We start from the raw sequence: 15489 nt of genomic DNA, 5'->3' as shown, positions 1-15489 counted from the left end.
AGCCCATCCACAAGTCTACGCCGAATAGAAAATAAAAGTTTCGATAAGCAACTCGCATATGCGAGTTGTCTATTGAAACTCGCTTGTGCAGCAATTAGGTGGAACGCATTAGGTTTTTGGGGAGTGGTTTCGATGATTCGCATCCTTGCAAAGTCGGTTCTCGCCTCCGCGGCGATCCTTGCTGCCGCCGGTGTTTCCGCGGGTCCGCGCGACACCTATGTCGCGACGCCCGCGGCTGCGCCCACCAAGAGCTTCCTGATTACCCGGGATACGTCGTGGCAGGTTCGTGACGGCGCCTATGTGGCGACCAACGCACCCATCCGCGAGATGATCGCGTGCCAGCTTGTGGCGCGCAGCGCTGGTGCGCTCACCGGGTTTTCCGTGAACGGAGAGGCATTTGACGGTGCAGAGCTCGACACCTGCAACGCCAAGGCGAAGGGCGGCAAGGCGGTGGCCGTGAGGACGGAGACCGCTCAGGCACCGACCAACTGATCGGCACTCCCGCCGATAAACGGATGGGGTCTGCATCGCTGGATGCGGGCCCCTTTTTTCTGCCTAGCCCTTTTTTGTTGCAAAGAATCTTCCGCCTGCTCAGATCCTAACCGTGCTGCGGCAATATGAACTTGTAGATCGGGTCCTCGAATATGACCCGGACGCCGACGAGGCGCTGCTTAATCGCGCCTACGTCTTCTCCGTGAACGCTCATGGGACGCAGAAGCGCGCCAGCGGCGATCCCTATTTTAGCCATCCGATCGAGGTCGCCGGCATCCTGACCGAACTTCATCTGGACGATGAAACGATCGCAACCGCGATCCTGCACGACACCGTTGAGGATACGGTCGCGACCAGCGACCAGATCCAGCAGTTGTTCGGGGATAATGTTGCCCGTTTGGTCGAGGGCGTCACCAAGCTGAGCAAGATCGAGGCGCAGACAGAAAGCGAGCGCGCAGCAGAGAACCTGCGCAAGTTCCTGCTCGCCATGTCAGGCGACATCCGGGTCCTGCTGGTGAAGCTGGCCGATCGGCTACACAACATGCGGACGCTTCACTTCATCAAGTCCGAAGAGAAACGTCGCCGCATCGCGCGCGAGACGATGGAGATCTATGCGCCGCTGGCCGAGCGGATCGGCATGTATGAGTTCATGAAGGAGATGCAGACGCTCGCCTTCCAGCAGCTCGAACCCGAAGCCTATCAGTCGATTACCCGCCGTCTGGAACAGCTGAAATCCGGCGGGGGCGATCGGATCGCGAAAATCGCATCAGGCCTAAAGATGCTTCTTTCGCGACACGGGATCGAAGTAGAAGTGACCGGTCGCGAGAAGCACCCGTACAGCATCTGGCGCAAGATGCAGGAGCGGCACATCAGCTTTGAGCAGCTGTCCGACATCATGGCCTTTCGGGCGATCGTGAAAACGGAGAATGATTGCTACGCGGCACTGGGCCATATCCATCGCCGCTGGCCGATGGTGCCCGGCCGGTTCAAGGATTACATCTCCACGCCCAAGCGCAACGGCTATCGCTCGCTTCACACGTCAGTGATCCACGCCGAGAATCAGCGCGTTGAAATCCAGATCCGCACGGAGGAAATGCATGCCGAGGCCGAGTTCGGCCTAGCGGCACACTGGGCCTACAAGCAGGGCGCCCGGGTCAGCCCGCAGACCCAGCATAGCTGGATCGCCGATCTGGTGGAGATCCTGGACACCGCCGGCAGCCCCGAGGAGCTGCTCGAACACACCCGCATGGCGATGTACCAGGACCGCATCTTCGCCTTCACGCCGAAGGGCGAACTGATCCAATTACCCAAGGGTGCCACACCGATCGACTTCGCTTACGCCGTTCACACTGATCTTGGAGATCAAGCGGTCGGCGCGAAGATCAACGGCCGGGTCGTTCCGCTGCGCACCGTGATCGAGAATGGCGACCAGGTGCAGGTGCTTCGTTCCAAGGCGCAAACGCCGCAGCCGAACTGGATGAACTTTGCGATCACCGGCAAGGCCCTCGCTGCGATCCGCCGCCACTTGCGGCAGGTCGAACGCGACCAGACAATTGCGCTCGGCCGCAAGCTTTACGACGACATTGTTGCACGCCTGCCCGCGCCATTGGGAAGCGATGCGCTCTCTCACGCGCTCAAGCGCCTGAAACTGGCCGATGACGCAGCGCTCATGCAAGCGATCGCCCGGCGCACTCTGACCGATGCCCAGGTGATGGAGGCGCTGATGCCGGGGTCGGCCGGCGCCGATGTCGCTCATGCGCCGCCGCAATCCTCAGCGATCTCGATCGACGGCCTTGCGCCAGGCGTCGCGTATGAACTGGGCGAGTGCTGCCATCCTGTTCCCGGCGACCGCATCGTCGGCTTGCGCCGCCCCGACGCGTCCATCGAGGTGCACCGGATCGACTGCCCGACCCTTGCCGAACTCGCAGATCGGTCGGAGGAGGAAACCGACTGGCTGGACGTGAAATGGGGCACCAAGACCGAGGGGGCCACGGCGCGCATCTCGGTTGAGGTGAAGAACGAACCCGGCGCTCTGGGTGTGCTGGCCACGATCATCGGGCAGCACAAGGCGAACATCATCAACCTGCGTCTCGATACGCGGGACACCCAGTTCCACACCAATATGATCGACGTCGAGGTTCATGACGCCCATCAGTTGATGCGCCTCCTGGCAGCATTGCGGGCTGCGGACGCGGTGAACTCTGTCGAACGGGTCTGATCAAGGCTACGACACACGGCTGCTTGCAGGCGCCTGCCACAAAGGCGGCGGCAAAGGGGCGCTCTTATCGCGTCGCCGCCGATGGTGGAGAAAGCTGCCGCGCTCACTTGCGGCATCATGACTGCCATGACTAGGATTGTGTCGCTACCTCAGTGAAAGGCACAAGCCCTTGGATCGCCGTACCTTCCTCGCGTCCGCCAGCGCAGCGTCCGCTTTCGCCCTGGTTCCCGAAGCCCTTCGTGCTCAGCGTAGTGCCGCCACGCCGGCGAACCCCGCCGATGCGAAGCTGAACACGCTGTTCGACAAGGTGTTCGCACAAACGCTCCAGCGTTCGCCCGAGCTCGCAACGTCGTTGGGCATGGACAAGGGCGCCAATGCTGCCCTCAAGCGGCGGCTCTCGGATAGCTCTCCAGCCGGCAAGGCCGCAGCACGAGCGGAGCTCAAGCAGGCTATCGCGGCAGTTCGGGCGGTTGATCCCGCGCCCCTATCGCCCCGGTCAAAGCTGGATCGCGAGGTCGTTCTGTATTCGCTGGAAACCCGGGCCATTCCCTATGACCGGTTCAAGCTGGATGGCGTGCAGCGCCCCTTCACCATCTTTCAGCAAGGCGGCAGCTATTTCTCGACACCCGACTTTCTAAACTCGGCTCACACGATCAACAACGCTGAGGATTGCGAGGCTTATCTTGATCGGCTGGGCGCCTTCGCCAAGCGGCTGGATCAGGAGACCGCCGATCAGAAGGAAGAGGCAGCGCGCGGCTACCTTGCCCCCGATTTCTCGCTCGATCTGACGCTCGTCCAGATGGCGAAGCTGCGCTCCCCCGCTGCGGCCGAAAGCGGCCTGGCCCAATCCGTCGCAAAGCGCGCTGCCGCCAAAAACATCCCGGGCGACTGGCAGGCGCGCGCAGCCCGGATCGTCGAAGCCGACATCTATCCAGCGCTGGATCGGCAGATCGCGCTCATCAAATCGCTTCGACCGAAGGCGCGCAGCTCTGCAGGAATTTGGGACATCCCGCAGGGCGGCGCGATTTACGCAGCCGCGCTGGAACAGGCCACCACTACCAAGTTCACGCCCGACGAGGTCCACAAGATGGGCCTCGACCAGGTGGCAGAGATCTCTGCCCAGCTGGACGCAATCCTGAAGAAGCAGGGTCTAATCAAGGGCAATGTCGGTGCACGGCTCAACGAGCTGAACGTGCGGGCCGACCAGCTTTACCCCGACACGCCCGAAGGGCGGGTGGCGTTGATCAAGAGCCTCAACGAGGGGAATGCGGCGCTGACGGCAAAGCTGGGCCAAGCCTTTATCAACCCACCAAGCGAGCCGCTGGACATCCGCGCTGTGCCCGTCGAAATCCAGGACGGCGCCTCTAATGGCTATTACAGCCGCGCCGCGCTCGATGGTTCGCGTCCGGCGATCTACTGGATCAACCTGAAGAGCGTTGGAGACTGGCCGAAGTATTCGCTGCCCAGCCTCACTTATCATGAAGGCGTGCCGGGACACCACTTGCAGATCTCGATTGCGCAGAAGGCGCCGCAGCCACTGCTGCGTAACCTCAGCTTCTTCAGCGCCTATTCGGAAGGCTGGGCGCTTTACGCCGAGAGCGTGGCCGACGAGCTTGGCGGCTATGCCGACGATCTGGAGCGCGCCGGCTTCCTGCAGAGCTATCTGTTCCGCGCCGCGCGGCTGGTGGTGGACACGGGCCTTCATACCAAGCGGTGGACCCGCGAACAGGCAACCGACTACATGGTCCAGACCGTCGGCTTCGCGCAGCCGCGTTCCCAGCGCGAGGTTGAGCGTTACTGCACCCAGCCGGGACAGGCGTGCAGCTACAAGGTGGGACACGCCGCCTGGGTGCGCGCACGCGAACGTGCACAACAGATCCGCGGCGATCGCTTCGACCTGAAGCAATTCCATGAGGTGCTTCAGTATGGCGCGGTGCCGCTGACGATCCTCGAACGGCTGGTGGAGGAACAAGCGCGCGCCTGAGGCGCAACTTCCACGTGATTTCGTGCGGGGCGGTCTGTAGATCGCGGCGATCATGCACCGTCCCGCACTCTCGATCGTCGTACCCTGCTACAATGAAGCAGCCACCCTGCCCCTGCTCCACCAGCGGATTTCCGCGGCCGCCATGGCCGCCGTGGGCGAGGATCACGAGATCATCCTCATCAACGACGGCTCTCGCGATGCGAGCTGGCCGATCATGCAGCAACTCGCCGCAGCAGACCCAAGGCTTGCGGCGATCAACCTGTCCCGCAACCATGGCCATCAACTGGCACTCACCGCCGGGCTGGACCTGTGTTCGGGCGAGCAGATCCTCATCATTGACGCCGATCTTCAGGATCCGCCCGAGCTGGTGACAGCCATGCGGGAAACCATGGAGCGGGAAGGCGCGGACGTCGTCTATGCAGTGCGGCGCAAGCGCGCCGGCGAAACCCTGTTCAAGAAAGCGACGGCAGCGGCTTTCTACCGGGTTCTTGATCGGCTCACCGATACCCCCATCCCGCTGGACACGGGCGATTTCCGCCTGATGACGCGCCGCGCGCTGGACGCCCTGCTCGCGCTGCCTGAACAGGCGCGGTTCATTCGGGGCATGGTGGCGTGGATCGGCTTTCGCCAAGTGCCGTTCCCCTATGATCGCGCGGAGCGGCACGCAGGGGAAACCAACTACCCCCTGTCGCGCATGCTGCGGCTGGCCTTTGACGCCGTGACCGGCTTCTCAACCGCGCCGCTGCGCTTCGCCAGCCACGCCTCCGTCGCACTGGCGGGCGCGTCGGTTCTGCTGCTGGTCTATATTCTGTGGGGTTATTTCGACGGCAGCCCGGTGCAGGGCTGGACGTCCACCATGTTGGTCGTGACGGTGCTCAGCGCGGTTCAGATGTTCGTGCTCGGCATGATCGGCGAGTATATCGGGCGCCTGTACATCGAGTCGAAGCGCCGGCCGCTTTATCTCGTGGCGGACATCGCTGGCACCGTCCATCGCCGGTCGACACTGGGCTTCCAGGCCGCACGCACGCGCATTCCGCACAGTGAAGTGGTGGACGAAGACCGCGCATAAGCGCGCCCCGCGTCCATCGCGACCACCTCCGTTCGTCAGACGGGCTCCGCTAAGGTCAGGATCGACACGCCAGGAGGCATGGGCACTCGTCCGACCAGATGGCGTTCGATGCGGAAGATGGTCTCGAACAGCGCGTTCACGGGGCCTGGAGGCGGCGTATCATCGCTGTCGTCCCGCCCCGTCACTCGGCCCGCAAGCCGCGCGCCCGCCGCAAGCGGGAACAGCAATGAGTTGAAATAGCCAAGCTTGCGCGGAAGAAGGCCTGCGGCCAGGATCGCCTGGCGAAGACTGCTTTTCGAATAGCGCCGGTGGTGATGGTTCACCACGTCATGGGCGCTCCACATCCACTGATGCGCGGGCACGGTGATGAGGATCTTGCCCCCGGGGGCCAGCCGTTCCCGCATAGCACGAAGTGCGGCCACATCGTCTTCGATATGCTCCACCACATCGAGCACGGCGATCAGATCATATTGGCCGTGCGGAACACCGGGCAGCGCGGGCAACGGGGCGTCGCCGACCGGCTTCCCCAGGCGCTTTCCGGCCACATCCCGGGCGGCGGGATCGATTTCAATGGCGTCCACGGTGCCGAACTGCGCAAGCATCGGCAAATTATGGCCAGTACCGCAGCCAATCTCGAGGATGCGCGCTTGGGCCGGGAGGCGTGCTTCGCGGCTCAGATAGTCGGACAGAATGTCACGGCGCGCACGGTACCACCAGTGGGTGGAATCGTGCTCAGCCATGCGGTCATAGACGCGACGATCCATCAGGCGAATACCCACAAACGATTGAGTGCAAAGGTGACAAGGGGCGTCACCAGAACGATCGGGATGAGCGGCCACCACCAGGCGCCGGCGAACATCGCATCATCAGTCAGTAGCCACACCCAGAAGGTGTTCACGGCATAGCTGACCAGCGACACGGCAAAAAACTTGGGCATCGAACTGGTGGCGGATGCGCCATGGCCGCGGAAGCTCCACCTGCTGTGGAGCACGTAGCCGGACGACATCGCGACCAGATAGCCGCAAATATTCGCCACTTGCTCGGACGTGATCTCGAGCGCAGCGAGCGGCGAGTAGACGGCGGCATAGCACACCGTGGCGAGCCCCCCCGCTATGCCGAAGCGGACCAGCTGCCAGAAGGTATCCTGCATTCCGGATGCATGTCTTTTGCGGATTGCGTCCACGCCTTGCCCTTTGTGCCGCCTCAGCTAGAGGCGAGCGCCACGAACAGCCCGCTCAGGCTGAGCCTGTCAAAGCCCTGCCCTTTTCCGTGGCCGAAGAGAAGTGGTGCCTTTCAACTAGCCAGAGCGAGCAATTGAATGTGGCGGGCGTCTAGTGCCCCGACGCCGGCGAGGGAAGCCCCGTGAACAACCGACTAAAACCGCTTGCCAACGAGCTGGACCGGCACTGGATCAAATTGACCACCATAGCCTGGGTGGTGATCGCGATCTTCTACGTCTGGAAGCGCTGGGCGGCGATCCACTGGCTCTCGCTGGGGGATACCGACGATAACATGCGCTTGATGCAGGTGCGTGCGCTGCTCGACGGTCAGGGCTGGTATGACCTGCGCAACTACCGGCTCAATCCGCCACACGGTTTCGACATTCACTGGTCGCGCATCGTCGATCTTCCCATCGCCGGACTGATCCTGCTCCTGCGCCCGTTCGTCGGCGTTGCGGAGGCAGAGAAGCTCGCTTGCGGCATCGCGCCGCTCCTGCCGCTCGGCATCGTGCTGGTTTCGCTGGGTGCCACCGTACGCAGATTGGTGGCGCCCCTCGCATGGCCGCTCGCGATCATCTTCATGATGAGCTCCACGGTCGCCCTGACGATGTTCATGCCCGACCGTATCGACCATCATGGCTGGCAGCTGGCGATGCTTAGCCTGACGGTAGCCGGGCTGTGCGATCCCAAAGGCGCGCGCGGCGGTGCGATCGTCGGGTTGGCGAGCGCGGTGTCGCTAGCGATCGGGCTTGAGATGTTGCCTTATTGCGCGATGGCGGGCGCGATCATTGCCCTGCGCTGGATTGGAGATGCAGCGCAGCGGCCGCGCCTGATGAGCTATGCGCTGGCGCTGGGCGGCGGATGTGCGGCGGGGTACTTGGCCTTCGCCTCGGAAGCTAACCGGGTGATGCGGTGCGATGCGCTCACGCCGATCTGGCTGAGCGTCTTTGTCGCGGCGGGGGCGGGCCTCGCGCTGCTCGCAATGCTGTCGCCTGCTGATCGCAGGGTCCGGCTGTTGCTCGCCGTGATTGTCGGCGGCGCCATCGCCGGCGCATTCGCGGGGATGTTTCCGCAGTGCCTCGCACGACCGGAGCAGGTTTCGGACGAGCTTTACACCAGCTGGCTGAGCAACGTGCGCGAGGCGAAGCCGATTTACCGGCATCCGTTCCGCACCGCTTTTCCGCTCGCCGCGTTGCCGGTGATGGGGCTGATCGGGGCGGGAGTAGCGACGTGGCGCGCGCGACGCGGCGACAGCTTTGCGGGATGGGCCTGTGTCAGCCTGTTTGCGCTATTCTCTGCGGCCATGCTGCTGTGGCAGGTCAGGGCCGGCGCCGCGGCGCAGCTCATGGCGGTGCCGGGCGTGACGGCTCTCGCCTTCATCCTTTTGCCCTGGCTGTTGGCGCAACGGTCGATCTTCGTCCGGGTCTTTGCCGGCGCCGCGGTGTTCTTGGTGATTTCCGGCTCTTTTTCGACGGTTATGCTGCGCACGCTGCCGATCGACCGGCCCAAACCCTATGTTCAGAGGGTCAATCGTGCCACGGGGCTGTGCGTGACGGTGCCTGCCATGGAGCCGCTGAACCAGCTGCCCCGCACGACGGTCTTCACCTTTGTCGATCTGGGGCCGCGGCTGATCACGCTGACCCATCATGATGCGGTCGCGGGACCGTATCACCGCAACGGGGACGCCATTCTTGATGTCCACCATGCCTTCAAGGGATCGCCAGAGCAGGCGCGCGCCATCATGACGAAACATGGCGCGACGCTGATGCTGGTTTGCCCGAACATGGCGGAATCAACGGTTTACCGGGATCGCTCGCCTGGCGGCTTCTACGACCGGCTGGCGCATGGCGAGACGTTCGACTGGTTGACGCCGGTGCCGCTGCCCAAGCGTTCGCCATTGCGGTTGTTCCGGATCGAGCAAGCCTCGAAATAGCGCCAAGCTCCTCAGGGGCGGGCGTGATCCGGAGAAGTTTGGCCTGTTCCAGCCCGCTGGCGGCCGCCCTGCGGCGTCCATTCGGCCGCATTCTTTCGGATCGCGGCCACAAGGTTCAAGCATTCGCGTAGAGCGGTCAGGCGGCGGGCAAGCTCAGCACGAATCGGGCGCCTTCGCCGGGCGCGCTATCGACCGTCAGATCGCCGCCCATCGCGCGGGCGAGACGGCGGGCGATGTAAAGGCCGAGTCCGCTTCCGCCGGGCTCGCCGGGATCGACCCGCTCGAATTTGGCAAAGATGCGTTCCTGATCGTCGAGCGCGATGCCTTTCCCCTGATCGGCGACGATCGCGTAGACGCGGTCGCTGTCGCGCTGGAGCCGCAGCCAGACGATGGCGTCGCGGGGCGAATAGCGCACCGCATTGCCGATCAGATTGACCAGGATCTGCAGGGTGCGGCGAAACTCCCCGTGCGCCGGCATGGCGCTGTCCAGATCGCCGCGGTCGATCGTCACGCCGGCATTGGCCGCCCGTACCGACAACAGGCCGGCGGCACGGCGGGTCACGTCCGCCAGATCGATGCCCTCATCCTCGACGGTGAAATCCTCGCGTTCAATCGCCTCAATGTCCGAAAGATCGTCGATCAAGCCCATGAGGTGCCGGCCGGCGCTGGCGATATCGGCAGCATAGTCGGCATATTGCAGGTCGATGTCGCCATCCACGCCCGCATTGATGCTGTCGGCATTCGCAACGATCTGCCCCAGCGGGCGCCGCAAGATGGTGTCGAGCCGGTGATTGAACAGACCGCCGATGCGGGGATCCGGCAAGGAGGACAGCTTCTGGTGATAGGCGGCGCCGACGAACCCGCCGAAGCCGCCGCCACGATCCAGCCGGACATGGCCGGCGAGCATCACCTGAACGCCGCTGCCGTTCAGAACCGCAGGCTGGTCCGAAAAGTCATCAAGCGACGCCACCGCTTCCAGCAAGGGCACGACCCCATCCGGGTTGCTTTGCAGCGACAGCAGCTTGGTCAGCGGCTGGCCCAGGGCGGTAACCGGATCGACACCGTGGCAGACCCCGGCCGCGATCAGCAGCTGCTGGATACGCAAGTGGGCATCGACCTCCCACGTCCAGTCGCCGTCAGGGGGCGGCGGCACTGCGCCACTGAAGGGGGACGGCTGCCAGGCCGGGCGCTCACGAATCAGCGAGATGGCGAGGACGACGTCTTCCGCGGCCGGTGACGCGTGAACCCAACAGTCGAGATCCTGATCGGCATCCGCGATCGTCACTGCCCGCGCGACCGGAATGCCGAGCCGGCGCGCCAGCCGGCCCAGCGCGGCAAGCGGCGGCGCGGCGAGCGGCCGGCCAACAGCGCCGCCAGCACGCTCGTTGAGCGCGGCAAAGCGGGCATCGGCCTCGATCAGCCGGTCACTGCCATCCAGACGCGCGGTAAAGGCGGGAACGTCGATCACCGCGCCACCGCACGATCCAGCGCACGCACCGCCGCGCGAAAATCCGTCGGCAAGGTGAGCAGGGCCAGCCCTTCCAGGGCTTCCTCCGGCGCAATCATGGCGACGACGTCCAGCGTGTCTGCGAACGCCTCGATATCGCGGCGGGGATCGGCTTCGGTGAGCAGAAATCCGACGCGGGCAATGGCCGCACGATCAAGGCCCGCCGCCCGAAGGGCAAGCGACAGCTGCTCCCCGGCGGGATCGAGCAGCAAAGCCCGGATCTCGCGGGCATCGACCGCTAGCACCTGCGCCAGAAGCGCAACAAAGAGCGCGAGATGCCCCTCCTCGAGCGACTGGGCCAATCGCTCCGACAGTTCGGCGGCGCCGGGACGAAGCAAGGCGGCGAGCCGATCTGCAATCGCCTCAAGACGATCATCATCGCGGTACGCCGAGATGCTGTGCTGTGCCGCACCAGCGATCGCACGGTCGATGGCGATTCGGCCCGACGAGCCCCCAGACCATTTCTCACGAAGCACAGCCGCGGCCCACCAGGTCAGGCGTTCCCGAAGCGGGCCGGGCACATCCGATCGGCCGCCGGCTCGCCGGGCGTTCTCCGCGTGCAGATAGGCGATGGCCGCATCCGCCAGCCCCTCATCGCTGCCGGCGGACAGCGCCGGCAAGAATGACGGCGTCGCACCCGGCGCGCGATTGACGAGGAGCGCATCACTCAGAATATCCTGTCGGGCCTGCGCAAACAGTTCCTCCATCAAGCCGTGGTCCCGCAACAATCCCGATGCATACAGGCGGTGCACCAGCGCGCCCGCCGCGGCATGGCGCGGCAGCGCCGCCGTGCAGGGTTCAACGGCATGGCCGGCCAATTGCTCCGCCGCATGACCGGTCAGATCATGCGCAATGGAGTTAAGGATGGCACGCAGCGTTGCCGCCGTCGCGGCGCGGGTTCGATCATCCAGCCGATCGCCCTCAGCCAGAAAAAAGTCCTGAATGGCAGAGGCCAGATGGACGTCAGACCGCACGGCGGCAGCCGCGGCACGCGCCAATAGCGGTGCTGTTTGCGGCTTGCAGGCCTGTGAGGCGTCGCTTTGATCGACCGACATGAGAGCGCACCTAGCGCCGGTCACGTTAAAGGGCTGCTAAACTGGCGCGCGAAGCGCCTCGATTGCGAGCGCCAACGTGACGGTGGCGTAAAGCGCGGCGCAGACAAGGCCCAGGAACGGCATGCCGAGCATCGTGCTGACCGCCAGTGTGACGAGATAGGCGGGTGCATCGCCCCACCAATCCGGCCGCTGAGCCCGGATCGCACGATAGCCCAGCGCCCCTGCTGCGACGAGCGCCAGCGCGAGCACACGGCCGGTAAGCTCCCCCGTTTCGGCATCAAGGGCATGGCCGAGCAGCAATGCCGCCAGCGCCGGCACGCCCAGCACGGCCGCCGCCATGGCGCGTGCAAGGACATCTTCGTCGCGCAGCCAGGCGAAGCTCGCCGCAAGCGCGCCCACGGCCACCCCGAAAACGCCCAACAGCAAGCCCAGGGTGAGTTGCCCGCCCCACAGCGCGACAAGGCTGGTGAGCCCGATGGCCGCGGTGGCGCCGGCCAACACGGTCGTCGGCACATGCCGGCGCATCAGCCACGGCATGGCGACGCGAGCGAGCGGGCGAACCAGCCAACGGTTGAACCAGCCCGGCCGAGCCGCGAGGGTGGCGCCAACAACGGCGCGGCTACGCATTTCCAGTGTTTCGCGGCGAGTTTCGATGCCGTGGCCGATCCTGGGCTCCCCCTCCGGAAGCACCAGCCGGAGCGCGCCCGCCTGTGCCGCAACATGGAGCAGCGAGGACTGAACATCATAATCGCGCGGCATGGCGGCGACTTCCGCCAGACGCTTGCTGTCGAGGCGCGCGATCCCCGCCCAGGCATCACCGCCACCGATCAGCTCATAACCGGCGTCAGCCTCCCCTTCCGGCACCACCAGCAATGCGTCGCCCTGCTCGCGCGCCAGCGGGACCAGCACGCTTTCGGTGGTAATCAGGCCATCGGCGAGGACCAGGAGCCGTGACAGCGGGTGCAACCGGGCCGCTGCCTCGCCGGCGCTGCGCACGGTATCCACCGTCACCCCGCGCCGCCCGATGCGCGCAACCGCGCCAAGCAATTCCGGTGGCAAGCGCGAGACAACCACCACGATCTGCGACACGCCCGCGGAAATGAGCAGGCGCGCCTGATATTCGATCACCGTCATTCCGGCGAACGGCAGCGTGGCGGCGAGCGCCCCCATTTGGTCGTCCGCATCCTGAACGGCAAAGATCAGCCCTGCGAGCATCGCGCGCTGTTACGGTCTGTCCGTACGCTGAGCAATCATCAAGCGGATGCATCGGCAGCGGAAATTCGCCCCCATGCGACGGCGGCGCTACAGCCGCGCAATCGCCTGACGCAAGCGCTTGATCATGGCGCGATCGCCGACCGGCCGCCGTGTCGCCTCCGTCGCGAGCGCAACGAGCCGCACCGCACCGAAACTGGCCGCGAGCCCTTTCAATCGCCAGGCGGCAGCGCGCCATGATTCCTCGTCAGCGGCATTTTCGATCGCGGCGAGGCCGCGATGCGCGCTGTCCACGAACGCGGCGCGCAGTTCGGCGATCAGAGCGGGATCATCCCCCACTGCCGCCGCCAATGCGGCATCGATTGCCCCCGGATCGATCGCCATTCGCACGACGCTACCACGAAACGCTTAATCGCAAGTTTCCGCTATTCGCTTTCAGCAGAGGGATTTCATGGTACATCTCGCCCCATGACTGGGGGGCAGACGATAATCGACATCCGTACGCGCGACGCAAGCGAGATGAACGAAACCAGCGCACCGGACGTGCCGGCAGAAGCGGTTGAGCATCCCAGCCCGGCGGAGCAGGACTATCACGCTCCGCCCGAGGTGACGGCGCCGTCGTCGCGCGGCGAGATGGCCGTGCCGATCGCGCTCGTCGCCATTTCCTTGATCTGGATCGGTGTGCTGCTGTGGCTGGCCAGCGATCAGTTCGCCAAGATGGATGCGCTCGACCGGGCGCAGTTTGCCGCGGCCCTGGTCGTCGGGCCAGCGCTCGCCGGCATCGTCTGGCTGATCCTGCTGCGCACAAGCTGGGCGGAGGCGCGGCGTTTCGCGGCCACTGCCCACGCGATGCGCGAAGAAGCCGCGGCGCTGGAATGGCTGGTTTCGTCGCTCTCCGACACCTTGCAGGACAACCGCCACCGGCTGGCCGAACAGGCCCGGGAGATCGGGACGATCGGCAACGAAGCGACGGCTCGCCTCGCCACGATCGGCCGCGGCCTATCGGAAGAGATCGACCAGGCGGACGTTCATGCCCGATCGCTGGCCGAGGCGGCCGGCAACGCTCAGAACAGCCTGGCCGCGCTGCTGGAGACCATGCCCAAGGCGCAGGCGGATGCCGAGTCGCTGATCGGCCGGATCGAAGGCGCTGCCGCCACGGCCGGCGAACAGGCAGCAGCGCTCGAGGCGAAGATCGTCGCTTTGACGGAGCGTAGCCGCGAGGCAGAGGCGGCGGCAGACAGCGCCGCGCAGAAGCTTGCCGCTCACCTGAGCCGGATGGAGAGCACCAGCGAGAGCGCCGGCGCCCGTCTGGAGGCAGTGACCGGCGAGATGTCGGCGGCGGTCGACGCGTTGCTGAACCGGACTGCCGACGCGGTCGAGGAATCGCGCAAGGGCATCGCTGCGCAGGCTGATGCGATGCTGGCGATGGTCAGCACCAACCAGGCCGCGCTTGACACGGCGGCGCGCGAGAGCGCCGAGGCGCTGGCCGAACGGGTCGGCCGGATCGAAGCGGTGATCGAGCGCATCGCCGAGCGGCTCGACAGCCAGCGTGCGGCCGGCGACGGGCTGGTCGGCGATCTCGAAGGCGGCATCGCGCGGGTCGAGGACCGGCTGCAGCGGCTGCATCATCAGGGCGTGGAGCGTTCCCAGCTATTGGCCGCTTCGATCAGCGCGCTGGGCGGATCGGCGGATGCGATGACGGAGGCACTCGCGGCCGGCGACGCTATGGCGAACAAGGCGATCTCCACCACCGAAGCGCTGCTGATCGCCCTCGATGCAGCAGCTCGGGAAATCGACGAGACGCTGCCGGCGGCAGTCGACCGGCTCGATTCGCGCGTGGTCGCCGCCAAGGCGGCGGTGGCTGCGGCCAAGCCGGAACTGCTCGCGCTGGTGACGGCGGCGGAAAGCACCCACTCGGCCATCGAAGCGATTGCGCAGGTCATCGCGGATCAGCGCGGCAACGTCGACATGCTGACCGGCAACCTGCTCGAGACGCTGGCGACCGGCCGGGCGAAGGCCGATGCGATGGGCCAGATGGTGGACGAAGCCGCCGATCGCGCCAATCGTTTCGCCGAGGAAGCCGCGCCCCGGCTCATCGAGATGCTGCTGCGGGTGCGCGACACGGCCAGCCAGGCGGCGGAACATGCCCGCGAAGTGCTGGCCCGCGTCATTCCCGAAGCGGCCGATGCGCTCGGCAAATCGGGCGCGGACGCGCTGCGCCGGGCGGTGAATGCCGGCCTCGACACGCAGATCCACCAGATCGCCGCCACCGCCGAAGTCGCCGTCAAGGCAGCGTCGCAGGCAGCGGATCGCCTCGACGAGCGGCTGAAGGAGATCGAATCGCTGTCGGCCACCGTCGATTCGCAGATCGAGCGTGCCCGTACGGAGCGCGAGGAGCAGGAGCTGGAAAGCTTCGCGCGGCGTGCCTCGCAGCTGATCGAGGCGCTGAACTCCGCGTCAATCGATATCACGCGCAGCTTCTCGTCCGATGTCGCGGACAGCGCCTGGGCAGCGTATCTGAAGGGCGACCGGGGCGTGTTTACCCGCCGCGCCGTCCGCCTGCTGGAGGACGTGGACCAGCGGCAGATCGCGTCTTTCTACGACGACGATGCCGAGTTCCGGGACCAGGTAAACCGCTACATCCACGATTTCGAAGCGATGCTTCGCGTGATCCTGACCCAGCGCGACGGATCGCCGCTGGGCGTGACGTTGCTGTCGTCGGACATGGGCAAGCTGTACGTGGCACTGGCGCAGGCGATCGAACGACTGCGCTGAGCGAACCGGGTTCAGGCGCGTTAC

12 protein-coding genes are annotated in these 15489 nt (G+C 65.3%); 6 read left to right on the top strand and 6 right to left on the bottom strand.

Translation table 11 applies throughout. The features are described from left to right. The first annotated feature begins 132 nt into the window (after positions 1–132). The 4 genes from LK535_RS07480 (at position 133) to LK535_RS07465 (ending at position 5763) form a co-directional block, all read left to right on the top strand. Entirely contained in the window at positions 133–492 is a 360-nt protein-coding gene (locus LK535_RS07480; RefSeq protein WP_227771278.1) for a CC_3452 family protein, read from the top strand. A gap of 112 nt (positions 493–604) precedes the next feature. After that, positions 605–2710 (top strand): RelA/SpoT family protein, encoded by a 2106-nt coding sequence (locus tag LK535_RS07475; RefSeq protein WP_227771277.1) that lies wholly within the window; start codon positions 605–607, stop codon positions 2708–2710. Positions 2711–2879: 169 nt separating this feature from the next. Beyond that, a complete protein-coding gene (locus LK535_RS07470; protein WP_227771276.1) occupies positions 2880–4694 on the top strand; it encodes a DUF885 domain-containing protein in 1815 nt (604 codons plus the stop codon). Between the two features lie 52 nt (positions 4695–4746). Then, on the top strand, positions 4747–5763 hold the full coding sequence (locus LK535_RS07465; protein WP_227771275.1) for a glycosyltransferase family 2 protein: 1017 nt from the start codon (positions 4747–4749) through the stop codon (positions 5761–5763). A 35-nt stretch (positions 5764–5798) separates the two neighbouring features. On the opposite strand, the gene LK535_RS07460 is transcribed toward LK535_RS07465, so the two are convergent. Further along, positions 5799–6527 carry a class I SAM-dependent methyltransferase gene (locus tag LK535_RS07460; RefSeq protein WP_227771274.1) on the bottom strand — a complete coding sequence of 243 codons (729 nt, stop codon included), beginning with the start codon at positions 6525–6527 and terminating at the stop codon, positions 5799–5801. After that, on the bottom strand, positions 6527–6913 hold the full coding sequence (locus LK535_RS07455; protein ID WP_227771273.1) for a GtrA family protein: 387 nt from the start codon (positions 6911–6913) through the stop codon (positions 6527–6529). The genes LK535_RS07460 and LK535_RS07455 overlap by 1 nt, the downstream gene beginning before the upstream one ends. 212 nt (positions 6914–7125) lie before the next feature. Between LK535_RS07455 and LK535_RS07450 the strand changes: the two genes are divergently transcribed. Then, positions 7126–8916, top strand: a complete 1791-nt coding sequence (locus LK535_RS07450; RefSeq protein WP_227771272.1) for an AcrB/AcrD/AcrF family protein — start codon at positions 7126–7128, stop codon at positions 8914–8916. 136 nt (positions 8917–9052) lie between these two features. On the opposite strand, the gene LK535_RS07445 is transcribed toward LK535_RS07450, so the two are convergent. From LK535_RS07445 to LK535_RS07430, 4 genes are all read right to left on the bottom strand, one after another. After that, complete coding sequence (locus LK535_RS07445) at positions 9053–10384, bottom strand: sensor histidine kinase (RefSeq protein WP_227771271.1); 1332 nt, start codon at positions 10382–10384, stop codon at positions 9053–9055. After that, the gene (locus LK535_RS07440; protein ID WP_227771270.1) at positions 10381–11478 is read right to left on the bottom strand and encodes a DUF2336 domain-containing protein; all 1098 of its coding nucleotides are present in this window, start codon (positions 11476–11478) and stop codon (positions 10381–10383) included. Before LK535_RS07440 ends, LK535_RS07445 begins: the two co-directional genes overlap by 4 nt. A 36-nt stretch (positions 11479–11514) precedes the next feature. Continuing rightward, the gene (locus LK535_RS07435) at positions 11515–12693 is read right to left on the bottom strand and encodes a hypothetical protein (RefSeq protein WP_227771269.1); all 1179 of its coding nucleotides are present in this window, start codon (positions 12691–12693) and stop codon (positions 11515–11517) included. A gap of 87 nt (positions 12694–12780) precedes the next feature. Continuing rightward, entirely contained in the window at positions 12781–13074 is a 294-nt protein-coding gene (locus tag LK535_RS07430; RefSeq protein ID WP_227771268.1) for an Hpt domain-containing protein, read from the bottom strand. 84 nt (positions 13075–13158) lie between these two features. Here LK535_RS07430 and LK535_RS07425 point away from each other — a divergent pair, with 84 nt between their 5' ends. Beyond that, positions 13159–15465, top strand: coding sequence for a hypothetical protein (locus LK535_RS07425; protein ID WP_227771267.1), 2307 nt, complete (start codon positions 13159–13161; stop codon positions 15463–15465). Positions 15466–15489: the final 24 nt, after the last annotated feature.

It is taken from the genome of Sphingomonas sp. IC4-52, from assembly GCF_020707225.1.
GTDB lineage: Bacteria > Pseudomonadota > Alphaproteobacteria > Sphingomonadales > Sphingomonadaceae > Sphingomonas.
Note: the sequence above shows the minus strand (reverse complement) of the source record. Positions and strands in the feature narration are given on the sequence as shown.

What these genes read in the sequence shown, in the direction of transcription:
- LK535_RS07480 (WP_227771278.1), top strand. Translation starts at nt 133, where the DNA reads ATGATTCGCATCCTTGCAAAGTCGGTTCTCGCCTCCGCGGCGATCCTT.
- LK535_RS07465 (WP_227771275.1), top strand. Translation starts at nt 4,747, where the DNA reads ATGCACCGTCCCGCACTCTCGATCGTCGTACCCTGCTACAATGAAGCA.
- LK535_RS07460 (WP_227771274.1), bottom strand. Translation starts at nt 6,527, where the DNA reads ATGGATCGTCGCGTCTATGACCGCATGGCTGAGCACGATTCCACCCAC.
- LK535_RS07455 (WP_227771273.1), bottom strand. Translation starts at nt 6,913, where the DNA reads ATGCAGGATACCTTCTGGCAGCTGGTCCGCTTCGGCATAGCGGGGGGG.
- LK535_RS07440 (WP_227771270.1), bottom strand. Translation starts at nt 11,478, where the DNA reads ATGTCGGTCGATCAAAGCGACGCCTCACAGGCCTGCAAGCCGCAAACA.
- LK535_RS07435 (WP_227771269.1), bottom strand. Translation starts at nt 12,693, where the DNA reads ATGCTCGCAGGGCTGATCTTTGCCGTTCAGGATGCGGACGACCAAATG.
- LK535_RS07430 (WP_227771268.1), bottom strand. Translation starts at nt 13,074, where the DNA reads ATGGCGATCGATCCGGGGGCAATCGATGCCGCATTGGCGGCGGCAGTG.
- LK535_RS07425 (WP_227771267.1), top strand. Translation starts at nt 13,159, where the DNA reads ATGACTGGGGGGCAGACGATAATCGACATCCGTACGCGCGACGCAAGC.